Here is a 24,990-nt window from a genome sequence, read left to right as displayed (position 1 = left end):
TGGCGCCGAGCGCGATGCGGTAATACGCTGAACTCTCGCCCCACTTGCCTCAAGTACGGGAGCTGCCGACGCCAGAAAATAAATATCCTCTGTCGGCTGCGCACCATCGCTCAATACCGTCCACTGGTTAACCAATCACCACTTCCTTTCGATTAAATAAGAAATACCGAGCACATAACCTTCCGTTGAACGATGCATATCACATACGCCCCGTAGCGTGGCGTAACGAGCGCAGCGAGGCACCCGCGAAGCGGCCGATAGGCCGCACTCAAGCCACCGCAACAAATACTGGCACCGCTATCGCGCTGCTTCCACGGGTGCGCTGCGCTTACCCACGCTACAAACCCAATCCCACCGTAGCGTGGCGTAACGAGCGCCAGCGAGGCACCCGCGAAGCGGCCGGTAGGCCGCCCCGAGCCACCGCCACAAATACCGGCACCGCTGCGCGCTGCTTTCGCGGGTGCGCTGCGCTTACCCACGCTACAAACCCAACCCCACCCGTAGCGTGGCGTAACGAGCGCAGCGAGGCACCCGCGAAGCGGCCGACAGGCCGCCCCATTAAGCCACGGTAATAAACACCAGCACCGCTGCGCGCTGCTTTCGCGCCGGGCCGCCGCTGCGGGTGCGCTGCGCTTACCCACGCTACTTGAAATACCACTCACAATTCACTACTTACCATTCACGCTCAACTACTTACGCCCCTAACGCAACGAAAAATCCTCGTGCACCAGCGTCAAATTCGGGTTATACGCGGGGTCGCTGTCGAGCAATTCGCCCCAGGTCTTGCGCATGTAGGCGTATTCGCTTAGCCAGCGGGCTCGCTTCTCGGGGGTATCATCGGCTCCGCGTGAGATGGATTCGTGATGGTAAAGCACGGCATAGGGCGTCCAGAGATTACGGTAGCCCGCTTCGCGTACCTTGATGCAAAGGTCGACGTCATTATAGGCCACGGCCAAACTGGCTTCGTTCAAACCGCCTACTTCATCGAAAACGGACTTGCGCACCAGCAAGCATGCTGCGGTTACGGCAGAGAGATTCTGGGTGACCTTCAAGCGGCCCATGTAGCCGTCTTCTTCGCGCTGAAAGAAGCGGTGTGCATGCCCCGCCATGCCACCCAGCCCCAAGATTACGCCACCGTGCTGCACTGTCTCATTCGGGTAGTAGAGCTTGGCACCAACACAGCCAATCTCCGGCCTAGACACTTGTTCGACCATCTCGGTGAGCCACGTTCCCTCCATTGGCTCGATGTCGTTGTTAATCAAACCGATGATGCTGCCCTTCGCCTGTGCAGCGCCAAAGTTATTGATGGCCGAATAGTTGAACGGATGATCCCAACGCAGCACTTTCACCCGGCCATCCCGTGCTTCTACCTCTCGCAGGTAGGCCAGGGTTTCAACGCAGGTACTTTGATTATCCAGAATCAACAGCTCGAAATGGGTATAGTCCGTACGCTCCAAGAGCGCATCGACGCAGGGGCGCAGAATATCGACACCATCGCGGGTAGGTACGAGCAAGCTGACTAGCGGCTGCGGGTCGGGCATCGGCCAGCGTACGCGCTGTGTGCCAGGTAAAAGCCCATCTCCCACCCACACACCTGCCTGAACCTGATCGAGGTGGTGCTGAACCAACGAGACGTAATTATCCAAAGCCTCCCTTTGCATGCCGTGATATGCAATATGGGGTACGTGCGCATACCAGCTAGAGGAAAAAGCATCCTGGCGGGTGAGCTCCAGCGCCTGGGCATAGTCCAGCCAGTTAGCATCATCAGCCCGCTGGTCAACCACCTCGAAGCTCAATCGGGTTAAACACTCTCTCCGATAACATACGGCGCGCCCCATGTAGGGCATCGACAGCAGCAGATCAGCATTGTAATCCGGCTTGAACAGCGGCGAATGGCGTATGCCTTGCGCGTCCAGACTATCCTCATCTGCTACCAAGGCCTGGGCTTCTGGATGGTCTTTGGCGATGTTGGCGGCGTGGTAGAGCGCATGATTAGCCAAGCGATCACCTGGCTGTAAGAACCACACCCAATCCCACTCTGCCTGAGAAAGTGCTTCCACACGCAGCGCTGCAATGCTAGCGGCATCAGACGCCACTACTTGAAGACACGTAAGTTCACGCTGCCACTCAGCGAGCCATTCCTGTAAGCCCACGTTAGCTTCGGAAGGTAGTAATAGTACGGCTTGCGTGGGTGCCAACGATTGTTCCGCCAAGCTCGCCAGGCTCTGGTTGAGTTGCGCCTTGAGCACCTCTTCATTGTTGATGGAAGGCCCAGCCGCAAGCAAAATGCTACAAGCGAAACGACTCTGGCTGCGAATATCATGCTCGCTGGGAACCCGGCGCTGCTCGATCAATCGAATCCACTTCTGGTAATGCCGCTTGATCGACATACTCAAGAAGGTGCTGTCATAGTCCTCGAGCGCGATAGCCTGCCAAGATCGGCTCTGCGTACGGCCTTGCTGCTTGAGACTCAGCATCACCTGTTTTTGCGTCATATCACGATAATGACGATGCATGCTCGCTAATCGCTGAACGATGCGACTATAGGCAAACGTCGGAGTTAGCCAAATGAATCGTATTGATCGAAGTGAGAACTGGCCTATAGAGCTCATGGGCGAAAACGTAGCTCGCTTGACTCCCCAAGGCACGAATACCAAGCGCTTCGTGGACTTACCATGTCGCAAAGGAAACGTATAGGTAATTTCACGTCGGGCGGATTCGAGCGTCAACGTCGCGACAGCACGCCCAGTGCCACAGGCACTATCAATCTCGATCATATTCCAGCCAGGCCAAGGTAAGTGGCCTTTTAGCTGAAACAGTGGCTCAGCTCCTAATGATGCCCAGCTCTCTGGCGTTTCAGCCTTCCTCAGCTGCTGTAGAGGCACCCACATTTTGGGGCTTCGATGATGGGGCAACCGAATGCGATCACGTACGGAAGAGAACTTAGTCATGAAACTCGTGGGCCACCCAACCAACAGAAATCGGGCATAGTAACAGCCTCCATGCTAATCAACATCCTTGAAAACCAGCGCCATGCTAGGCGCATCGTCACTTACTTACTACCCAGGGCACCAGCCCCAGGCTCGTTATCGTAGCGTCTTCCTTATCGACGTCTACTCTGCGCTCTGCCACCAACGCTTGCTCTTCTGGGGTTAGCCGAGCACGCTTATCAGCGACTAGCGCTTCGAGCGGCTGCTTCACCTTTGGAATCTGAACCACGAAACGTGCATTGGTCTGCACGACTAGAAACTCTGGGCGTACAGCCTCGACAAGCTCGGGATCGAGGCTACCGGCGCTATGCACGAACACTACCCGCTGGAACAAGCGGCTTAAATAATTGAACATCGAATAGCTGGATGAGGAACCAAAAATCAAGCAAGTGCTAGTCAGCAATGCCTTGGGATAAACGAGCACTAGCAGGCGCCCAAAATTGGGTAAGCCGTTATCGAAATGCCGATACCGGTTGTAGTTGAACGAGCGTAATGCCTGGATTTCGCAGGTGCGCTGCGGAGAAAATTTATTACCTAGATCGCCTACCAGTGTGCGCGGCTGATAGGTGTCTTTTGCAAACACCGCCTTCACTGCTTCGTCATCCAACCCAAGCGCACTTGCTAGCGCACAAGTAGCCTGCATGGCACCGCGTTGTGCCCAGTGGCTATCATTCTGAATGAACGCGGAATCACCAAGGGCGTTTAGTTCGCGAACCGGGTACACGAGCTGATTGGCTTCAGGCAATCCCAATAGCTGGCTTATTGGCCCCCCGCTGCCTTCGTCACAAGGGTGGTAATGTGGTCCCATTACGCTCTCCTTGGAAGGTGCTACCAACATTGCCGAGCGGGCACCAACACGCTCGGCAATAGCGTGGAACCTTGCGAGGTACGCCTGCCAGGTGGCTAGCCCCGCAGTGGTCAAGCGTAATCGCCCACGGTACTGATCGACGCTACCATTGGTATCGTTATCCAAAAATAGCCAACCCGACTTACCTTCTAGCACTTTGAGTATCGCCGGGCTCTCCAACGTAGCAACACCATCCACGCTTACCTCCTGGAGAAGCCAGCGCTGTTTTCCACACTCGAGCCACAATGCAAAATCACTGATGTGACGAGGAATGGTAAAACGAAATCCACAAAATCGCTGTGGATGCACATCGGACTTTGCCTTAAGCACTCGCTCAATTACATCGGGGCGCTCGATCTCAAGTGGATGGCAAAGTTCGAAGTTCGTCGTCCAAGCCGCCACGATACGAATATTGGATAGCAAATGCGCTTGCGTATGCTGTAGCAGCACCCAACCCTGCACAATACGCCCCGCGCCGGTAAAGCGAGGTTCACGTAGAGACGAGGGATAATCGAGCTCCCAACGCAAGATCGGAGACTCATCCCATGACGCTTCATTGCTGTCGGATAGATATCGCTTCAACCAACTCTTCAATTCACTTGTCGTACCCAAACAGCGCATCCTTTCAAAATTCGGCCATGTGTAACGCCCTACATGTTGCTAACAGCATCGCAGGTTCACTGTTTTCATACCGCATCTAACACGTCGTAGCTCTTACGCAGTGCCTGCGCAAGCCGTGCGGCACTATAATGCTCAGTAGCTCGCTGCCTACCTGCGTTCCCCAAACGACAGCATAAATCGTGCGACAAGCTTAATCGCAGAAGGCACTCAGCCACTGCTTCCGTATCACCGAAGGGTACGAGATAGCCGTTTTCGCCCTCAATGATCAACTCAGGCAAGGCTCCCCACGCATAAGCCACCACAGGACGCGAAGCCGCCATTGCCTCTAGCACCGTGCGCCCAAAAGACTCTTGAAAATGCGAGAGGTTCACCACGGCGTGCACTAGTTTGAGTGCCTCGGATGGGTCGGCTATGTAGCCCCCATAATGAAGGTTAGCGGGGGGCGAGTGGTGCAATATATACGTCAGCGCCGGGCTGAGTGGGCCAAAAAGTTCTAGCCGTATATGAGGAGCATCATTCTCCAGCCCACGCGCTACGCGCACGATATCATCGAGCCCCTTCTTGGGCAGGTTGCTACTCAGCATGCCGACCCGAAATGGCTCTTCCGCATCCATTTTCGGTGGCAGGAGTGCCAGCAGCGGCGCCATGGTGATGGTGTTGGGTACGATACGAACAGGCGTCGACCCCCGCCCCTGAAACGCTTGCGCGACGGCCTCCGAGTTGGCGATGATCATGTCGCTCACCGCATGAGTACGCTCGACGATCTGCTCGGGTGTGGCACCTAGCGTTTGGCATAGCGCTCGATCGAAAGCAGGCAGTTCACGCACATGCACCACAGTGGGTATATTCGCTTCTCGCGCGGCAGCCAATGGCTCGTCCAACACCAGCGTATTGACGTGTACGACATCGATAGCGAAACGCGCCAACAAACGGCCAATGTGCGCCACCGTTTTGGGATGAGGGTGCTTACCTTGTTGCCACCAACCATAAGGCACTACGGCCAGCGCCTTACACCGCGCTAGCAGCATGGCTTCGTATGCCGCATTACCTGCTTCAGGCAGCAGTACCACAACGTTATATGCCAGAGTATTCAGAGCGTCGAGCACATCGAGCAGACTGCGCTCGGCGCCAAAAAGTGTTGCGCCTACTTGATGGGCACATAGCATTACAGTTGGCCTGCCTACATGAGCACGCTCGCCTTCCCATATGGGCAAAGCGTCGTCTAGCCTGGCTCGGTCATCTTCTACTGCACGCAGATAATGCGCCCAGGCCGCCAGGCCACTTTCAGACAATGCTTGCTGAAAGCGGCGTGCGTATCCCGTCGTGGAAAAATCAGGCCCGGGATCACGCCCCTCCCCTGCCCCCACTGTACAAAAGTGGTCAAACGGTTCAATCATCGCCGACTGCAAATCGATGTAGCGCTCTAAATACCAGCCAGGATCGAACAGCGAGGAAGCACGCAGTCGCTGCTCATCGCTGAGCGAAGCGTTTAACGCTTCAGATAAGGTGCGCAACATGGCAACCGGCGCTTGAAAGGACCTTGCGCTGGGATTTCTTGGCAGATAGAGATCCGAGGGCGCTTGCGCTTGGCGGTGCCACTGGCGAGCCGCTTCCATGTAGTGATAGCGCATGCCTCCAAACTGAGAAACCACGTGTGAAGCGCTTTGCTGGCTTAGCGAATTCAGGCTAGAACGCCCAAAAGACAATGGCACTCCTGGAAGCACTTCTACAACGCTACCTGCCCCGTACGCAGCTTCGATACGTTCTCGGTATTCCGTATCGGCATTTACCTTCACTTCATCCCAAAAGCCCAGCGTCTCGAGAACCTCACGGCGGATCATCAACGACGAGATATTCGGATATACCCAGCCATACTCATCCAGGCGCCAGCGATGAAACAAAAGCTCGGGAGTGGCACGCACCCAGTGAGAGAGCGATGCCTTGGCGCTGGCGTTCTCTTTTAGTACAACCAGTTGCTGGCACAGTTTTTCCGGGTGAGACCAATCGTCGCTATCGTGAACGGTGATGAAAGCGCCAGAAGCGTGCGCCGCGCCTGTATTACGTACTGCATAGGCGCCCTGATTCGACTCATGCCGGAGCACCACCAAGCTAACGTGTGATGGGCAGCACGCTTGCCAACGCTCGAGCACGGCAACCGACTCGTCTTCGCTGGCATCGTCTACCGCCAAAATCTCGAGCCGAACGCCCCGCTGAGCACACAAGCCACGCAGTACGGTATCTAGCGCGGCTTGTGCGTTGTAGACCGGCACGATGACCGATACTAGCGCTCCCGTAACCGATGTATCGTCCGTTTCAGTAGCGTTCGCGGTAAGGTTATCCAAACTTGGTGCAAGCGCAGGCTCGAACGGTGTAAGCGTTTGCAAGCCCCGGCGTGCGTAAAAACGGTTCAGCGCCTGCAGCACATCACCTTGCGGATGCTGAGCATTGGCTTTTGCAAGCGCGGTATCTGCTGTATCTGGGAAGGCACGCTCCAAAAACGTCAGCGCTTGATCGAGCAAGCCCTGGTGGGCCGACTCGCAGTCATCCAGCGATAACCGACAACACGCTTCCACGAGCAGTAAGGCAGGGTTAGGCGTGAGCGGCGCCCCACCTTCAATGAGTACGCCTTGGGGCGCAAGTATCTTGATGACATCTTCCCACTGCTCTTTCCAGCGGTACCAACGCGCAAAAGCGAGCCGTGCCGTAAAGCGCTCTTCTTCGCTGGCCTCCTGGTCATTCACCAGCACACCCAGCCGAGATAGCACAACGTTTTCCGCGCCGCGCCATAGCGCGTGGTCCCACTCTAGCGCGCGGTTACGCCTTGGCAAGCGGTTCTCAAACCTACCGTGGTGCCAGTAGTGCTGCCAGGGGTCTAGTCCGGCGGCGGCCACATCCGGGTATTTGGTCAAATACCACTCGGGATCGAATCTGGCATGAACCGCACGCTCTTCGGGGTTCGTGCCGGAAGCGCTTTTATGTCGCCAGCGCCGCCAAGCGCGAGTCAAAGATGCCAACATACAAGTAGGTGCCGTAAGCAAGAAAAAAGGGCCTCCGTGAAGGCCCTTGACGAGTTCAGGGTAGCTGAAAACAGCTACCAGAAAACTTAGTCATTTCCGAAAAGGTCACGAGTGTAAACCTTATCACTCACGTCTTCGAGATCCTTGGCCATGCGATTGGTCAGAATGACATCGGCTTGTGCCTTGAAGGATGCGAGGTCCTTGATCACCTTGGAGTGGAAAAACTCTTCATCCTTAAGCGTGGGCTCGTAAACGATGACCTCTACGCCCTTGCCTTTCAGCCGCTTCATCACACCCTGCATGGCGCTCGCGCGAAAGTTGTCAGAACCGGACTTCATGATCAAACGGTAGACGCCGACTACTTTCGGGTTACGCTCGAGTACGGATTCAGCAATGAAGTCCTTACGCGTACGGTTTGCCTCGACGATGGCCTGAATCATGTTATTAGGCACGTCTTCGTAGTTGGCAAGCAGTTGCTTGGTATCCTTGGGCAAGCAGTAACCACCATAACCGAAGCTTGGGTTGTTATAGTGCTTGCCGATACGTGGGTCGAGCCCTACCCCTTGAATGATCTGACGGGCATCCAGGCCATGGGTCTGGGCGTAGGTATCCAGCTCGTTGAAGTAGGCAACCCGCATGGCAAGGTAGGTGTTGGCAAACAGCTTGATGGCTTCGGCTTCGGTGCTGTTGGTAAGCAGCACCTCGACATCTTGCTTGAGAGCGCCCTGCTTCAAGAGCTCAGCGAAAGTTTCAGCGCGCGTTGAGCACTCACCTACGATGATGCGTGAAGGATACAGGTTATCGTGAAGCGCCTTGCCTTCACGTAAAAATTCAGGTGAGAAAATCAAGTTGGGTGTATTGAAACGCTCGGCGGTTTCTTGTGTATAGCCCACAGGAACGGTCGATTTGATGACCATGACCGCTTCCGGGTTCACCTCCATCACTTTTTGAATGACGGCTTCTACGCTACGTGTATTGAAGTAATTGGATTTCGGGTCATAGTCAGTTGGGGTGGCGATGATCACATACTGAGCATCGCGATAGGCGGCGTCGGCATCCAATGTAGCCGTAAAACGCAGGTCTTCCCGCGCCAGGAAGGCGGATATTTCCGCATCCTCGATGGGCGATACGCTTTTGTTCAGCATCTCGACTTTTTCAGGAACGATATCGACCGCCACGACTTCATGATGCTGAGCTAACAGCATTGAATTTGATAAACCAACGTAACCAGTGCCAGCTATCGCAATTTTCATTTATAAACACCTAAAAAAATTATTCAGATTTTCTTCTCTTAAGTATAAACAACCCCTTTTCAAGAGGGTAATACTCACTATGCATGTCAAATTCATCAACCCACTGCTCGTTAATTATCTTCTCCTCGTAGCGATCAGCATCATCCATCCAAACCTCTGCTTCAAATGCTAACTTCGAGTAGAAAGCACCTAAGGCAGGATAGCGAGAGTACTTACATATTTTTCCGGGCGGCCCATCCACAATTAAGAGATCGATATTATGGGCTATGATTTCATTTACATCCAAGCTATACCAATAACTTTCAGCCTGTTCACTTAAGTGTTTTTTATCATATTTAACAATAGGTGAAAGAATAACATCTGAGAAACAACTCAAGTTTTCTTCTCTTATATAACCTTGAGTTTTATCTCGAAACTCCTCCAGATGCTCAAAACTAACCACCTTACCAAATCCATTTTGTCTTAAAGCATCTGAAATAACTATAGTGGATATACCGCTCCCCATTTCAACTACGCAATTAGGTTTATTTTTGATTATCCAACCGTGTAGCTTTAAGAGAAAATCAGGAGCGGCAGGCCAACCTGCTAAAGGTGGAAGCGGATTAATCAGCGACATTTTTTTTTGTAGCCATAACAAACTTTCTATTCTAGAGTATAATTTATTAACAACTAAATCAGGCATTTTTTTATTTTGGTGATCAATCATTTTCTCAATGCTTCTCAAACCATCAATAATCCTTTTTATATTATCTTTATCACTATCCATAAAACCCTCCTCATAAATTTAAATTAAATCTTGTATATATCGATCAATTTTTCCGAAATTCCTTGACCAAGACACATTTGATTTAATCTTTTTTGCTGGATTGCCGGCTACTATGCTATTTTCATCCACTTCGCGAGTAACAATCGAGCCAGCTGCCACGATAGCTCCGGCATTAACACTAAACTTCCCTATTAAAGTGCTTCTTCTTCCAATCCAAACATGCTTGCACAAATCAATGCCCCCCTTTTTTTCATTTATTACCAAACCATTATCCAGATTAAATATTTGATGCTGGTCAGAGGTTTGAAATAAAACCTCATCGGAAATCATACAATCCTCACCTGTAGTAAAATGGGAGTTATCACAAAATATTCGGCATCCATTACTAGTAGTATTGTCACCAATTGAGACTCTACTCCCTCGATACATAGTGATATCGAACTTGCCAGAAACCTTATTCCCAAGGCTCAAATAGCATGGAGCCCCCCCCCCAACATTGACCCTAAATACTCCAGCACCTGAATTTATGTTAAAGACAAAGCCATCGATGCAGCGTACACCACCAATATGATTTAAAAAAATTTTAATTTTTCCTTCCTTTAACAACCCCCATGCTTCTTCGCTTATGTTAATACAGGTGTTTTCAAAAATACCCTTGACAAAAATATTTCTTAGATCGCCATCAATAATTTCTCTTTCATTATCAGCCTTATCTAAAACATTTAGCTTCACTAGATCACCTCTCTTTCGTCACCCTTTATTTTACTAACAATATCAGGGTATGTTAAAAGCAAGTTATTAATCATAACATCATTCCTACCATTCACATCATTTTCATGCCAAAGCGCTACATCCTGAGACTCAGGAACGAAATTTAATTTAAACTTTTTGCCTTTAACAATTTTAATTTTCACATCGTTAATAACTGCCATACCCCAAAACCAAATATCATCGCCATGTTGGCACAGCTCATAATAAGCTTCTTTTTTAAAAACATCCTTGTGCAAAATGCGAGGAGGATAAAGAACACCGCCACAACCGGTAAAAAAGTTAGTGGGGCTAGAAATTTTATTTTGTATGTTCTTTCTCCAACTATTATATTTAACAATTCTCCCAAAGCTATCGAATGTTACTTCGTGAGCCCTATAGCAATGAATTGATTTAGGCTCTTGCAAGTACGAAGCTACTATATTTGACAACCAATTTTTCTCATAAATTAGATCATCATCTGCCGTGACTATTACCGCATCAGGGTAATCTCTCAAAGCTGGAATCAATTTTTTATACGATCTAATATCTTCACACCATTTAATGTAAAGCCCCTTTTCCTTTAAACAAACCAAATTACTTGGCAAATCATTCTCTTTGTTTGGGAACTGTTCACTAGCCAGCCAAAGCACCACTTTATCCGCTTTAAAGCTTTGGCTTAAAATACTTTCAATAGTAAAATGAACACTCTTTATTCTCGCTGGGTATGAGGTTAATGAAACAATATATTCACTAGACAAAAAATCATGCTGCACTTGATGAATAGCCGGAAACCTTTCATAAGCTTTAGATGCAATAAAGTGCTTCAACCAAGTTTCAGTATATATATCTTTAGCACCTTTCCATGGTTTATTTTTAGATGCGTAATGAATTACTTCCGCATCATTTAAAGCCTCATCGAATGAATTATAATGATATCTTATACCATACTCTCTATTAATTTCCCTAATATCGAATACGGAACTCAGTGTTGTTAGGAAATTATACCTGATAGGAAGAAAATTCAATTTAGATCGAAAGACTACATTCAATGCGTCTTGATCCATGAAAAAGTTAATACCACTCCGCCTATATTCAAATAGTTTATCTGCTACTTTTTCCTCTCTAAGCTTGCTCAGATTCAGAAGCATTACTCCTGAATTAAAATATGCATCGTGCTTTTCTATATCAAGCTTTTTCAATATACTAGGCTTATACTTAAGCTTAGGCTTTATATCCTCGACTACTGCACCGTAGACATTTTCAAGAGATTTATTATAAAAATCAACTAAATCTCCTTGGACTATTATATCGCCGTCTAAATATAAAACTCTATCACAGTCTTTAAGTATTTCTGATAGCTGAAATTTAACAACCGCGGCTGTAGAAACATGAAACCCTTCTTTTTTAATTGCAAACTCTTTGGTGCACTCTGAATATTCCATAATGAAAATTTTTAAATTTTTTCTTTTGAGCTTATTAAAAGCTTCTGCTTCAGCTTTATCTAAATCAACTAGAAACAAGTAAATATTATAATTATAATCTGTGTTTCTTTTGCTAACGATTGAATGCATAGCAATATATGTTGCCATCAAATAGTTAGCGTCAGTTATAAAGGCAATGTTTACACCTGATAATTTAGCATGGTCTACCTTAATCTTTTCTTTTTCTATAATTTCTCTTTTGCAAATGTCTATATTAATATCATATATATAATTATGTGCGGCATTAGGAAGTTTTTGATATCTTGATAATGCCTGTTCATATTTACCCTCTTTAAATAGCTTATTTGCTTCTTCTAACTTAGTTTTCAAGATAATCTCCTTTAAATAAAAAATAATACGCTCTATTTTTTAACTAGTTTGGAATTAGAAATTGATCTATTTTCATTAATACCAAATGACAAATAGTGAACCAATGGATTTTGGCCAGACTCAGCTACATCAGCATGCGTTCTAATATATTCGTTGGTGCTAAAATCAGGACTTGGATCATATCCCTCTAACGCCCCTATCTTAATGTAATGCTCTTCAGGTTTCATTCCATAAAAATTAAAAATATTATAGCTTTCTATGTACCAATCAGAATTAAATAAAACACTATTTTTCAATAAATTTATTTTTCTTGACAACCCTTTTTTAAACTTTCTGCTTTTATAAAAATAATTTGACTGCCGAAAAATATTAGCTCTCAACCAAATGTTGATGGCTGGAGAAGATGAATGATGTTGTTCATCCATACTTTCAGAAAAAACATTTGATGTATTTTTATTTCTCTCTTTCTCGAGCAATTCTTGTGATAAAAAAAGGAAACCTAATACTTTTTCTCTCTCTCTCTTTTCTCTATTAAGCTCTATTTGAAGCTTATCCAGCTTCTCTCTTAGATCTTTATTTTCTATTATTTTCTTATTTATCTCACTTTTCTCAACATCATTAATCTTCAACTGACATCTCCTCTTTTGTAAAATATTTAGCCATTGATAATAATTTAATTCTTTCGCTCAATAAAACAATGCATAAAAAAGAAAAATGCGTAGTGCCATCTTTCAATTAGAATAGGTTAAGCCACTTCCCGCCGCCTACTCCTCATCGCTAAAATATTAAACTATCTTAAAGTAGTCTCCACTTCGCAACCTCAGATCAAAATGTTGGCGCGCGCTCGAACGTTAGCCCTTTGGCATCCTTTGCGGAAACCTGCGGTTGGGCTCCATCCTTCAAGGGCCATTCGATACCGATGGTGAGATCGTTCCAACGCAGGCACACCTCATCGGCTGGTGCATAGTAATCGGTGCATTTATACTGGAATTCGGCCTCTTTGCCAGTCACATAGAAGCCATGAGCAAATCCTGGCGGCACCCACAGCATATGTTGATTTTTTTCACTTAGTCGCACGCCGACCCACTGTTTGAAGGTGGGTGAGTGTTGGCGCATGTCTACAGCGACATCGAATACTTCTCCACGGGTGACGCGTACCAACTTGCCTTGTGGATGTTGATGCTGATAGTGCAATCCTCGCAAAATGCCTTGTTTGGACTTACTGTGGTTATCTTGCACAAACTGATAAGGACCACAGTGGTTTTCGAATTCGCTCTGTCGAAAGGTTTCCATGAAGAACCCCCGCTCATCACCGAAAACATTGGGGGTTAACAGTACTACATCGGGGATGGAGAGCTTTTCGTAGTGCATGATTAAACCGTCAGTGGTGAATAGTGAGTGGTGAATTGTGGGAGTCGAGTGATGATAGCCATTGGCTTACCACTCTCTTCACCACTTACTGTTTACCTTTCAACAGGCGCTGTAAGTATTGGCCGTATTGGGTTTTGGAAAGCGGTTTGGCGAGTTCTGCCAGTCGTTCATCACTGATCCAGCCATTTTGCCAGGCGATCTCTTCCAGGCAGGCAATTTTTAGGCCTTGCCGGTGCTCGATGGTTTGTACGTATTGACTGGCTTCTAGCAGGCTGTCATGGGTGCCGGTGTCCAGCCAGGCAAAGCCCCTTCCCAGGCGCTCTACGTTCAAATCGCCACGTTCGAGATACGCATTGTTGACGCTGGTGATCTCGAGCTCACCGCGTTCGGAGGGTTGTACCGCCTTTGCGATGCTGACGACGTCGTTATCGAAAAAATAAAGACCGGTAACGGCATAGGCCGATTTGGGCTTTTTAGGTTTTTCTTCAATGGAAATGGCCTTACCCGTCTCGTCGAACTCTACTACACCGAAACGCTCGGGGTCTTTCACCAAATAACCGAATACGGTAGCGCCGTTTACCTGGCTACTCGCGCGCTTGAGCTGGTCGGAAAAGTGCTGGCCGTGGAAGATGTTGTCGCCCAGAACCAGGCAAACGGGGCTGTCGCCGATGAAGCGTTCACCGATGATGAATGCCTGGGCCAAGCCATCTGGATTTGGCTGCTCGGCGTAATCGAAGTGCAAGCCGAAGTCTTCGCCATTGCCTAATAGGTTCTGGTATTGCGGTAAATCTTCTGGCGTGGAGATGATCAGAATATTGCGAATACCCGCCAACATGAGCACCGAGATTGGATAGTAGATCATCGGTTTATCGTAGATGGGTAGGAGCTGCTTGGAGACACCGCGGGTGATAGGGTGCAGCCGCGAGCCTGACCCACCGGCTAGGATGATGCCCTTTCTTTGCGAAGGGTTTGTGGGAAGTGCTGAGGTGAGCATTCAAATCGTCCGTGAGTCGTATACCATGCCGGGCTATGGCACGGCTGAAAATGGCCTAAGCGCAGAAACCACTTACTTCGCGCATGCCTTACCTTTCACAATATTCTTGCAACGTGAGCGCTAGCTGATCTTGCCATTCTGGCATGTGCAAACCTATGACCGCTTCTAGCTTATCGAGTGCCATACGCGAATTACTAGGACGCACTGCCTGTGTTGGGTAGGCCGCAGTGGGTATCGCCTTCAGGCCTGACGCGTCTATTGCCAGTGTTTTTCCCAGCGCTTTGGCTTGGTGGAAGATTTCGCAAGCAAAGCCGTGCCAGCTAGTGTTGCCGCGTGGGGCCAGATGGTAAACGCCTAAGGGAATATGAGGGGTGAATCGTGAGTGGTGAATCGTAGATGGTGAATCGTGAGGTGTGAACCGTGAGTGGTGCATCGTAGATGGTGAATCGTGAGGTGTGAACCGTGAGTGGTGCATCGTAGATGGTGAATCGTGAGGTGTGAACCGTGAGTGGTGCATCGTAGATGGTGAATCGTGAGGCGTAAATGCTAAAGCGCTTATCTGGGCGATTAGGCGTGCGGGGGTGGGCGCGCCTATCTGGTCGTTGACGATGCTTAGCGCTTCGCGCTCGCGGCCCAGACGTAGCATGGTTTTCATGAAGTTATTGCCCCGTGCGGCGTATACCCAGCTAGTACGAAAGATAAGGTGATCACAACCGCTTCGAAGAATTGCTTCATCGCCTTCTAACTTGGTTTGGCCATACGTGCTCAGTGGATTGGTGGGGCTATCTTCTCGCCAGGGTTCAACACCCTTACCGGGGTAAACGTAATCGCTCGAGTAATGCACCAGGGTAATACCATTTTGCGCGGCGTAGCGGGCGAGTTGCGCAGGTAGATCGGCGTTCAAGCGTTTTGCCTGTTCTGGCTCGCATTCTGCTTTATCTACGGCGGTGTAGGCGGCGGCGTTCAGAATAAGCGCAGGCTTGTGCTTGGCAAGATAAGCCTCAACGGCGTGGATATCTGCCAGATCGAGCTCTTGGCGCGTAGGGGCAAGGACGCTACCGAAGAGTGCGAATTGGCGACGCAGCTCGAAGCCTACTTGGCCATTGCCGCCTGTAACGAGAATACTCATGGAAATCCTTTTCTTGCGGGCTGCCATGCTAGAGCCTGGTTAGCTTTCGTTGGCTCATAGCCGCGCTACGCTCGGCTTTCGCGCCGGGCCGCCGCTGCGGGTGCGCCTAGCGGCTTACCCACGCTACGAGGTGGCAACAGGAGTGCCCGACTTATACATGAACGCCTAGGCGCTCGCCCTGGTAGCTTCCGTCTTGTACGCGTTTCCACCAGGTTTCGTTGTCGAGATACCACTGAATGGTTTTACGTAGGCCGGTCTCGAACGTTTCTTGTGGTACCCAACCTAGTTCGCGCTCGATCTTACTGGCGTCGATCGCATAGCGTACATCGTGGCCGGGGCGGTCGGTGACGAAGGTAATTAAATCTTTGTAAGTAGTGAGTGGTGAGCGCTGCGCTTGTGAGGGGTTAGAGGTGTTCCCCTCACCCCTCACTCCTAACGTCTCACTTGGCACCAGTTCATCCAGGATTTCACAGATGGCTTCTACCACGTGTAAATTCGTTTGCTCGTTATGCCCGCCGATGTTGTAGGTTTCCCCTACGCTACCTTCGGTGGCGACCTTGATCAGTGCACGGGCGTGGTCTTCTACATAAAGCCAATCACGGATTTGCTGACCATCGCCGTATACCGGCAGGGGTTTGCCTGCCAGAGCGTTGAGAATCATCAGCGGAATCAGCTTCTCGGGGAAATGATACGGGCCGTAGTTATTGGAGCAGTTTGTAACCAGTGTGGGCAGCGCGTAGGTACGCTGCCAAGCGCGCACTAGGTGATCCGAACTCGCTTTACTGGCCGAATAGGGCGAGCTCGGTGCATAGGGCGTCTCTTCCGTGAAGAGATCACTAGTACCTTCTAGATCTCCGTAGACTTCATCTGTAGAGATATGGTGAAACCGAAACGCCTTTGCCTTAGTGGCATTTTGCGCTTGAAGTGCTTTCCAGTAGCTTCGTGCAGCTTCCAATAAAACCGCCGTGCCGACGATATTCGTCTGGATGAAATCAGCGGGGCCATCGATGGAGCGGTCCACGTGGCTTTCTGCTGCCAAATGCATCACTACATCCGGCTGGTGCGCAGTAAATATACGCTGCAACGCTGCGCTGTCGCATATATCGGCTTTCTCGAACGTATAGCGCTCGGAAGCATCGACGCTTGCCAGTGATTCGAGATTGCCAGCATAGGTGAGCTTATCGACATTGATGACGCGGTGCGATGTATTGCGGATGAGTTCACGCACAACAGCCGAGCCAATGAACCCTGCCCCGCCAGTAATGAGGAATGTTTTTGCGTTCATATCACTTTGTAGAGTCGTCATCATGCCGATTTCTTTTTGGCATTGCGCTGCTTTTCTTCTACCGCTTCCAAATGTAGGCGTGCTTCACGGGCTGCTTTGCCTGCCGCATTGACTTCTTGCTTAGCGGCCTTGATTTGCTCTGCGGCCGCGTCGTCTTCTTCCAGGTCTTTAAGGGTTTCCTGAGCGCCTTTTAGAACCTGATGGCAATCGGCCAGATAACGGCGTGCCCCCGGCACGTCTTGCGGCAAGTCATTTTCGCCCACGGCTTTCTTGGCATCCACATCGGCATGGTAAGCCGCAATGGCCTCGTTAATATCATCGTACCAATGTGCCTGACCACGTTTGAGGTACAGCCCCGCTTGGCAGAGATCTTTGAGAATGCCCTCGGAATGCGACACCATGATGAGCGACGCTTTACCCACTTTGGATTCGAATAGCGCCTTGGCTTTTGCTTTAAAGGCTCTATCCCCCACCGCCGTGGCTTCATCCGAGATGTACACATCGAAATCGAACGCGAGTGAAAGGCCGAAGGAGATACGCGAGCGCATACCAGAGGAGTAGGTGCGAATGGGCTCATCGAAAGCACCGCCGATCTCAGCAAAGTCCTCGACGAAATCGATGACGCGTTGCACTTCTTCGGGGCTACTGCCTTGTACACGCGCGACGAACTTGGCGTTTTGCCGTCCCGTCATACTCCCCGCCATGCCACCTGCAAGCCCTACTGGCCAAGAGACACGGCTATGCCGTACTACTTCGCCACGCTCAGGCTTGTCCATACCAGCGATGAGACGAAGCAGCGTCGATTTACCCGCTCCATTGGCGCCGATCAAGCCTACGCTCACGCCAGCAGGAATGGTGACGTTGATGTCTTTCAGCACCCAATCACTGCCGTGATGGTTGTGGTAGCGCTTGTAGAGGTTCTTGATTTCGATCATTTTGGGTTGGTGAAATGTGAGAAGTGAATGGTGAATGGGGCGTTCGTGGGCGACATTGATTTCACCGATTCTTTAAATGTTTAATGAGTCCACCTAGCTGGGCAGATGCTTGGGTAATGGATGCTATGGTGGCTGATATATCTTGTAAATATTTAAGACGCTGGAAAATAAGCACTTGGGTCTCCAGTTCGCTTAAAGAACCTTGAGATATATACAAAAAGCGAATGAATTCTTGGGTGCTTCCTCTTGCAGCCCCTTCTGCAATATTGCTCGGAACTGAGACAGCACATCTTCGCATTTGGCTGGTGAGGCCGTATTTTTCATCATCTGGGAAGGTTTTGATGAGTGTGTATACATGTTCGACAAGGTCCATCGTCTGCTGCCAAACCCTTAACTCTTGATGCTTCCTCATCACCCCTCCCAACTCCGCTCACCATTCACCACTCACCAATAACTACTCACCATTCACCACCCTCACGTCCTTTCCCTTCCGCCCATACATCGCTTCGAGCTTTGTCTTTAGCACTTGCCGGGCTGCTCGTTCACCGTGTACTAGATGAATGGTGCTTGGCCAGCGGCGCATGCGCTTGACGAAATCGAGCAGGTTCTGCTGATCAGCGTGAGCGGAGTAGCCACTGATGGAGGTGATACCGGCTTTGATATCGATACGCTCACCGTCTATCTCGACCCAGCCGCCTTGCGGGCCGTATTGCTGAATGGCGCGGCCTGGGGTGCCTGCACCCTGGTAACCCACGAACAGCACTTGGTGCCGCACATCCCCCAGCATCGCTTTTAAGTAATTCATGATGCGCCCACCGGCGCACATACCACTGGCAGCAATGACAACGGCGGGCCTGCCGGTTTTGGCGAGATATTCGACCGTCTGCTCGTGCTCCTGGTGGGAATCCACCGTGTAGAGATTGGCGAAGTTTAGCGGGTGGCGGCCACTTTTCAGACGCTTTTGGGCTTCGTCATCCCAGTAGGGTTTTAGCTCACGGTAGACGCGCGTGAAGCGCGCAGCTAGAGGTGAATCGACAATAACCTCCAGGGATTTCCAAGATGCATTTTTGGCCTCGAAGATGATGCCTTCAAGCTCGTAAAGAAGCTCTTGGGTTCTGCCGATGCTGAAGGCTGGCACCATGACCGTGCCACCGTTGGTTAGCGCATTTTCAATGGCGTTCTTAAGCACTGCCCTGCGGTTCTTGCGGTCGGGATGTGTGCGATTGCCGTAAGTGCTTTCTAATACTAGCTGATCACAGCCGTGAGGCGATTTCGGCGCTGGTAGCAAAGGCGCGTGCGAAGCGCCCAAGTCGCCGGAAAATATTATGCGCTCCTTTTGCTGGGTCGCATGGTCTTGATGGCTTACCTCGATGTAACACGAACCTAGAATGTGCCCCGCCCGTTTTAGCTTGATACGGGTGGTGACATCACTATTGCTCACCACGGTGTGCCGCTTTCCGTAGGGGGCGGCAGTAATCTGTGAGGTTAGCTGCGCTTGAAAGCGTTCGATGAGCTCTGCATTTCGCGTGAAGCCAATCTTGAGGGCGTCTTCGATTACCAGCGGCAGTAACTTGGCCGAAGGCTCCGAACACAAAATGGGGCCTTTGAAGCCCGCTGCCAATAAGTACGGTAAGCGGCCCACGTGGTCGATGTGTACGTGCGTAATGACCAGGGCCTTTACGGTGCTAATGTCGAATTCAATTTGTAGCTGCTCGAAGCTATCTTCATGGGCATCCTCACCTTGAAACAGGCCGCAGTCGATAAGTAGCGAATTCTCGCTATTTAGCAGTAGCTGATGGCAGCTGCCGGTAACGCCCGTAGCACCGCCGTGGTGGAGAATGTTGAGCATAGTGGCTCGGGTTCAGTGGTTATTCCAGGTGATGGTACATACTGCTGGGCGGCTGACGCCGCCGCCGCGGGTGCCTCGCTGCGCTCGTTACGCCACGCTACGGGCATATCATCAACCTGGGTTTGTAGCGTGGGTAAGCCGATAGGCGCACCCGCGAATGCCGTGCTTAGCGCGGCCATACCGTGCAGAGGCTTAACTCAGGGCGGCTGACGCCGCCGCCGCGGGTGCCTCGCTGCGCTCGTTACGCCACGCTACGGGCGCATCATCGCCTGGGGTTTTGTAGCGTGGGTAAGCCGATAGGCGCACCCGCGAATGCCGTGCGTAGCGCGGCCATACCGTGCAGAGGCTTAACTCAGGGCGGCTGGCGCCGCCGCCGCGGGTGCCTCGCTGCGCTCGTTACGCCACGCTACGGGGCGCATCACCTGGGTTTGTAGCGTGGGTAAGCCGATAGGCGCACCCGCGAATGCCGTGCGTAGCGCGGCGATAGGTGCGGAGACTTAACTCAGGGCAGCTGTCGCCGCCTTGCTTACGCCACATGACTTTTTAGTAGTGGCCATGCGCCTTGTTTTGATGCCTCGAGTATGACGATTTCAGTGATCGTTCCGTCTTCTGCATAGCTGATGTGAGTATTCCAATCTTGAGAAAGCTCTTTTACCGCTTTTTTTTCAGAGAGATGCAATACTAGAATATCATCGGCTTCATCATAGGTTGTGCGCATTACTCGCCCTCCCAGTGAAAATAATGCATAACTGTTTTGACCACTAGCTTGTCTTCTATAATGGCTGCTACCGATACCAAGTTATCGCTCCTATTGCCAAAATGGTGAGCTGCCCAGAGCCTGGTAGCATCTTTGTACTTCAATGCTCCTTTTTCGATGAGAATTGCCAGCTCATCTTCAGAAACATTCCTACTCGCCATCCGCTCTCTAGCATGACGTGTCACATGAATATATTTTTCGAAGCGGGGGCTATACATTTTGAATCGAGCGCTCAGCTAACTAGGCGTGCCTAACGAAACTATGCTGTGTGATGATACGAACCAGGGCGGCTGACGCCCGCCTTCGCGGGTGCCTCGCTACGGGGTGGCGGCTCTCTTCACCCCTCACCCCTCACCCCTCACCCCTCACCCTTCACTATCCTAATCCCGGTGGTCTTTCACGATCATGATCAGCATGCTGAGGATGAAGGTGAGGAAGATGGTGATGATGGCAAATACCGTGGTGTTATAAAGGCGATTGGGTTCTACAGGGTATTCAGGTAGTAACGGGCTTTGCAATACGCTTACTTGCTTGAGCTGGCGGGCGGCCTCGAGACGGGTATTTTCTAGTGCGGCCAGAGCGCTTGAGTACGTTTCCTGCGCAAATTGTGCCTGAAGTTCGAGGATTTGGTATTCCGCTGAAACGCGGTTGAGAGAATCTCCCGTAGCCTGAGCGAGACGTTCGCTTTGCTGCGCGATTTGATCCCGAAGTGCGGCGATTTCACGCTCTACCTGACGAAGCTCGGCAGATTGTTCGCTTTGGTAACTGGCTAGGGCGGTACGACGTGCCTGCATGCGCGCCAGGTCGCCTTCAAGCGTAGACACGACCTGATTGAGGCTTTCCACCGTTGCAGTAGGCGATACGAGGCCGTTCTCATTCTGAAATTCTAACAAGGCAGAGCGTGCTTCTTCGAAGCGCTCATTCAGGCGCACCATTTGCTCTTCCAGAAAGCGCACCTGCTCTTGAGCCAAGCGGTGGCCCATTTGATTCATGTGCTCTTCGCCTGCGTCGAGCAGCATTTGTGTCACTTGCTGGGCAAATTCGGGCGTATAGGCCTGCACGCTTATGTTCAATACGCCCGCGTAATCGTCCATCTCTATTTCGACGCGACGCAAGTAGTACTTGTGTAGGTCTTCGATAGGGGCATCTTGGCTACTTAGGCGTGCGAAGATATCACCGTGCTGTGTGAAGTGGCTTCTAAAATCCAGTGCTTCATCGATACGCCGAAGCATGTCTACGGAGAGCAGATGCTCGCGTAACAGAAGCAGATCATGTGTATTGCCACCACCCCCGCTCCCCATGAGCGATGCGAAGCTAATTTCGGGGGTGGCGACTTGAGGTGTTTCCAGCACTACCGTTGCACGCGAGACATAACGGTCTTGAGCCCATATGAACCAATAGAACGAGACCAGTAAGATTGCCAGTATCGCCACTGCCCAATGAGGGGATTGCTTCACGAAAGAACGAACAGACTTTTGCATGGATTAACTTGCCTTCAAACGATCGATAAAGCGCAGGTGCATCAAAAGCCCCAGAACAATTAGCGTGAACGTAAACAACCAGAAGTAGAGCATGCTAGTACCTGGCACGACGTGGTAGTTCTCGAAGAAACCTAAACGCAGGGTTTCCAAGCCATGGGGAATGGGGTTGAGCATCAGGTACTCGAGCAACCAATGCGGCAAGCTATTGAGCGGAAGAATGACCCCTGATAACAGCATGAGAGGCAACGACAGCATACGGATGACTTTACCCACCTCCGGCACCAACGAAGCAGCTACGGAAGTAAAAAGCCCTAGGCCGAGCCCCAGGCTCCAAAGTGAAAACCATGCAGCGAAAACGCGGAGGGCATTGTCTGGGTACATATCCTGGCCCAGCATCAGCGCGCCGACAATCAAGATCAAAAATACCAAGCTTCGCAGCATGCCTTCGAGAAAGTTACGCACCAAGACCGGGTCTACCGGCTGTACCTGACGATAGGCAAACAGCGCCTTGTTGGAATCCACTGCCCCCATGCCGCGCATCATTCCCTCGCGTACCAGCGTGAAGCCCATTAGCCCCGCAATGAGCCAGGGGATGAACTCGGCATTCATGATAAGCCGATCACCCCGTACGAAACTGCGTACTCCGATCATGATGGCAACAAATGCAACCGGCTCGAAAATCATCCAAAACCAGCCCATGCGGTCGGCCATGGTGCGCGAGATGGCCTCACGCATGAACATGGCGTACCACACGCTGCGGGTGACTTGCCACGGGGTACGAGCGCCCCGAGGGGCGGTCGAGTCATTTGCCATTCGAATATTCCTTTTCGCGCCGCTTGTGTTGGGCGGCTTTCGCCGCCTTTCGCGGGTGCGCTGCGCTTACCCACGCTACGCTCGATATATCACGCACGCATCACAGACAAATCATAGATCCAGCACGACTCGTGTGGTAACCGCGATCTGGAACAGCATCTGCATGATGGTGGAGGCGAATTGGAGATTATGAGTCGGCACCTTAGGCAGTACGAGAATTTCGTCGCCCGGGCGCAGCGGTGAGCTGCTGGCGTGTTCAACGGCACCATTTTGGCGAACCAGCAATATCTGATCTTCGTTGGCACGCACGGTGAACCCGCCTGCGCCGTTGATGTAATCGATGACGCTCATACCCGGGCGATAAACCACCGCTTGGGGCACGAGCACTTCGCCGCTAATCAGAACGGAGTCACTGATTTCGGGGATAGTCACCACATCACCATCTTGCAGACGGATATCGGAGATTTGGCCGTTTTGCGCGACCACTAGAGTACCGCTGGGCTCCAGCTCGCGGGCACGTTCGATGAAGCGTTCGATGAGCTCGGCTTCACGCAGGCGGATCTGGGCCTCTTCATCGGTGCGCGAGGTGGCGCCGAAGTAAGTGGTTTCCAGTCGGCGCAGGCTATCTTCGAGCGCTTGCTCTTGTTGGCGGCGCACGCTTTCACGGCGCAGCGAAACGCTTTCCACGGCGGTAAGGTTTTCCGGCACGGCAATGGCATCGAGCAGCTCGCTTAAACGCGCATTGCGCGGCAAGGCGTAGCGTGATGGGCCGTAGTAGCTGCCTTCCACTTGAACCACGATGGTTTCGCTGCGCGAATCCGCACTGAAGGTAACTTCGTCTCCGCTGCGAATGGTTTGCCCGGAGAACACTGCCAAGGGGAAGTACTGGGCGATGGGGCCGTCCGGCCGGTCGCCGCGTAGCAACACATGGGAAACGCCGCTTCTCAAACGCGCCAAGTTGACGAGCTCGGCGCCGCTCAAGGTATTGCTGGTCAGCTCATAACGCAGTTCGCGGTGTACGTCGCCCACTACCGCAATGGCAGGGCCGCGCTCTTCTACGACGATAGTGTCGCCATCTTGAAACTGCGGGCGAGCGATGGTGCCGTTGATGAGGAAATCATAGAGATCGACAGTGGCGATGTTCTGACCATCGCGCATGACACGTACCTGGCGGTAGCTACCCAGGTCTTGGTCGATACCGCCTGCTTGATCGAGAAAATAAAGCAGTGAGTCATCAGGCGTGCCCGCATAGCGGCCGGGGTTTTCAACGTAGCCGGTAACGTAGATGGCGACCGGCTGCACGCCTTGAAGGTTAGTGTAGACCTCGACGTTATCTGGATAGACTGAGGTAATGGCGTTACGGACGCTGTTATCCACCTGCTGGCTGCTTTGGCCTTCTACATTCAGCGGGCCGGAGCCAGGGATGAAGATATTACCTTGCGCATCGACGGGTAGGGTGCGATCTAATTCGAATGCGCCCCAGGCGCGCACGGTGACCTGATCCCCAGGCTTGATACGATAGTCGGCATTCAAACCATCGCCAATTGCGCCACGAAAACCACCGGTAAAGAGGTTATAGCCAAACGGTGGCAGCATGTCCGGGTTACGTGGCGGCGTGGCAATGGGGCCATAGGTGCCACTGCGCCAATCCGCACGAGGGGTGTCATCGACTAGACCGCCCTGCTGCTGGACTTGGTTTTGAGATTGACCCTGCGCTGACGACGAGCTCTGCGATGCAAGCGGATCATCGGGCAAACTAAGCAGCTGCGCTTGAGCAGCCGTAGTGAATCCAATGAGGCTCGCAAGCGCTGCAACAAGCACCTTTTTTTTAGCAGCGCTTTTAAGCACCAGCGCCTTGGTTAAGCGCGTGCATAAGAAAAAACCAGTCATTACAGGCGCCCTTCTGCCGTTTGCGTTACCACGCGTTGATTGACCCAACCGTTATCCGTTTTGCAGACCAGCGCCCGACGCGCATCCCCGCCAGTGCCAATGATTTGCAGTCGGCGGCATTCGCGGCCGCTGGCGGCGAGGTATGACTCATCGGTGATGACTTCGACGTTGTCACCCCAGGGGCTTTTGGCAGCGCTCACTACTCCGCCGGTAGGCGACTGGTCTAAAAAGCCATTGATGCTTTCGTCTTGAATGGGTTTGGCGCCATCGTTGCTGAGCGAGTAGCGTGGCTGCTGAGATGCGCTGCCGGAAGGGTAATGCGTGGCACAGCCACTGATAACGGTGAAACTCAGGGCAGTCAGCAAGCAGCGCACCGACATCCTGTTGATACGAGGAGAATATGACATAGAATTTTCCGAAAAAAAGGCACG

The 24,990-nt window shown here is 51.3% G+C and carries 21 protein-coding genes; all 21 read right to left on the bottom strand.

The features are described from left to right. Positions 1 to 701: 701 nt before the first annotated feature. Entirely contained in the window at positions 702 to 2,516 is a 1,815-nt protein-coding gene (locus LLY24_RS07470; RefSeq protein ID WP_259035656.1) for a glycosyltransferase family 2 protein, read from the bottom strand. A gap of 532 nt (positions 2,517 to 3,048) precedes the next feature. Next, positions 3,049 to 4,449 (bottom strand): alginate O-acetyltransferase AlgX-related protein, encoded by a 1,401-nt coding sequence (locus LLY24_RS07465; RefSeq protein ID WP_259035655.1) that lies wholly within the window; start codon positions 4,447 to 4,449, stop codon positions 3,049 to 3,051. A 74-nt stretch (positions 4,450 to 4,523) separates the two neighbouring features. Continuing rightward, complete coding sequence (locus LLY24_RS07460) at positions 4,524 to 7,475, bottom strand: glycosyltransferase (RefSeq protein WP_259035654.1); 2,952 nt, start codon at positions 7,473 to 7,475, stop codon at positions 4,524 to 4,526. An 86-nt stretch (positions 7,476 to 7,561) separates the two neighbouring features. After that, positions 7,562 to 8,728 (bottom strand): nucleotide sugar dehydrogenase, encoded by a 1,167-nt coding sequence (locus LLY24_RS07455; protein ID WP_259035653.1) that lies wholly within the window; start codon positions 8,726 to 8,728, stop codon positions 7,562 to 7,564. Between the two features lie 19 nt (positions 8,729 to 8,747). After that, entirely contained in the window at positions 8,748 to 9,494 is a 747-nt protein-coding gene (locus LLY24_RS07450; protein ID WP_259035652.1) for a class I SAM-dependent methyltransferase, read from the bottom strand. A gap of 18 nt (positions 9,495 to 9,512) precedes the next feature. After that, entirely contained in the window at positions 9,513 to 10,226 is a 714-nt protein-coding gene (locus tag LLY24_RS07445; RefSeq protein ID WP_259035651.1) for an acyltransferase, read from the bottom strand. Beyond that, entirely contained in the window at positions 10,226 to 12,055 is a 1,830-nt protein-coding gene (locus LLY24_RS07440) for a glycosyltransferase family 8 protein (protein ID WP_259035650.1), read from the bottom strand. Before LLY24_RS07440 ends, LLY24_RS07445 begins: the two co-directional genes overlap by 1 nt. A gap of 32 nt (positions 12,056 to 12,087) precedes the next feature. Beyond that, positions 12,088 to 12,684 carry a hypothetical protein gene (locus LLY24_RS07435; protein ID WP_259035649.1) on the bottom strand — a complete coding sequence of 199 codons (597 nt, stop codon included), beginning with the start codon at positions 12,682 to 12,684 and terminating at the stop codon, positions 12,088 to 12,090. Between the two features lie 196 nt (positions 12,685 to 12,880). Beyond that, a complete protein-coding gene (gene rfbC, locus LLY24_RS07430) occupies positions 12,881 to 13,426 on the bottom strand; it encodes a dTDP-4-dehydrorhamnose 3,5-epimerase (protein WP_259035648.1) in 546 nt (181 codons plus the stop codon). An 85-nt stretch (positions 13,427 to 13,511) separates the two neighbouring features. Beyond that, on the bottom strand, positions 13,512 to 14,420 hold the full coding sequence (gene rfbA, locus LLY24_RS07425) for a glucose-1-phosphate thymidylyltransferase RfbA (RefSeq protein ID WP_259035647.1): 909 nt from the start codon (positions 14,418 to 14,420) through the stop codon (positions 13,512 to 13,514). 88 nt (positions 14,421 to 14,508) lie between these two features. Next, positions 14,509 to 15,549 (bottom strand): SDR family oxidoreductase, encoded by a 1,041-nt coding sequence (locus LLY24_RS07420; protein ID WP_259035646.1) that lies wholly within the window; start codon positions 15,547 to 15,549, stop codon positions 14,509 to 14,511. A gap of 151 nt (positions 15,550 to 15,700) precedes the next feature. Continuing rightward, positions 15,701 to 16,834 (bottom strand): dTDP-glucose 4,6-dehydratase, encoded by a 1,134-nt coding sequence (rfbB, locus tag LLY24_RS07415; RefSeq protein ID WP_259035965.1) that lies wholly within the window; start codon positions 16,832 to 16,834, stop codon positions 15,701 to 15,703. 20 nt (positions 16,835 to 16,854) lie between these two features. Continuing rightward, positions 16,855 to 17,769 (bottom strand): ABC transporter ATP-binding protein, encoded by a 915-nt coding sequence (locus LLY24_RS07410; protein WP_259035645.1) that lies wholly within the window; start codon positions 17,767 to 17,769, stop codon positions 16,855 to 16,857. A gap of 61 nt (positions 17,770 to 17,830) precedes the next feature. Continuing rightward, positions 17,831 to 18,181 carry a four helix bundle protein gene (locus LLY24_RS07405; protein WP_259035644.1) on the bottom strand — a complete coding sequence of 117 codons (351 nt, stop codon included), beginning with the start codon at positions 18,179 to 18,181 and terminating at the stop codon, positions 17,831 to 17,833. Positions 18,182 to 18,223: 42 nt separating this feature from the next. Next, complete coding sequence (locus LLY24_RS07400; RefSeq protein WP_259035643.1) at positions 18,224 to 19,618, bottom strand: MBL fold metallo-hydrolase RNA specificity domain-containing protein; 1,395 nt, start codon at positions 19,616 to 19,618, stop codon at positions 18,224 to 18,226. A 526-nt stretch (positions 19,619 to 20,144) separates the two neighbouring features. Next, the gene (locus LLY24_RS07395; RefSeq protein WP_259035642.1) at positions 20,145 to 20,336 is read right to left on the bottom strand and encodes a DUF2283 domain-containing protein; all 192 of its coding nucleotides are present in this window, start codon (positions 20,334 to 20,336) and stop codon (positions 20,145 to 20,147) included. Beyond that, on the bottom strand, positions 20,336 to 20,593 hold the full coding sequence (locus LLY24_RS07390; protein WP_259035641.1) for a DUF4258 domain-containing protein: 258 nt from the start codon (positions 20,591 to 20,593) through the stop codon (positions 20,336 to 20,338). The genes LLY24_RS07395 and LLY24_RS07390 overlap by 1 nt, the downstream gene beginning before the upstream one ends. 162 nt (positions 20,594 to 20,755) lie before the next feature. Beyond that, positions 20,756 to 21,856, bottom strand: coding sequence for a KpsE/RkpR family capsule polysaccharide export protein (locus LLY24_RS07385; protein ID WP_259035640.1), 1,101 nt, complete (start codon positions 21,854 to 21,856; stop codon positions 20,756 to 20,758). Between the two features lie 3 nt (positions 21,857 to 21,859). After that, on the bottom strand, positions 21,860 to 22,669 hold the full coding sequence (locus LLY24_RS07380; RefSeq protein WP_259035639.1) for an ABC transporter permease: 810 nt from the start codon (positions 22,667 to 22,669) through the stop codon (positions 21,860 to 21,862). Between the two features lie 111 nt (positions 22,670 to 22,780). Beyond that, positions 22,781 to 24,559, bottom strand: a complete 1,779-nt coding sequence (locus tag LLY24_RS07375; protein ID WP_259035638.1) for a polysaccharide biosynthesis/export family protein — start codon at positions 24,557 to 24,559, stop codon at positions 22,781 to 22,783. Further along, entirely contained in the window at positions 24,559 to 24,966 is a 408-nt protein-coding gene (locus LLY24_RS07370; RefSeq protein WP_259035637.1) for a DVU3141 family protein, read from the bottom strand. The genes LLY24_RS07375 and LLY24_RS07370 overlap by 1 nt, the downstream gene beginning before the upstream one ends. Between the last annotated feature and the right edge of the window lie 24 nt (positions 24,967 to 24,990).

The organism is Halomonas dongshanensis (assembly GCF_024790395.1).
Lineage (GTDB): Bacteria > Pseudomonadota > Gammaproteobacteria > Pseudomonadales > Halomonadaceae > Vreelandella > Vreelandella dongshanensis.
This window is presented reverse-complemented; position numbering and strand designations above follow the sequence as displayed.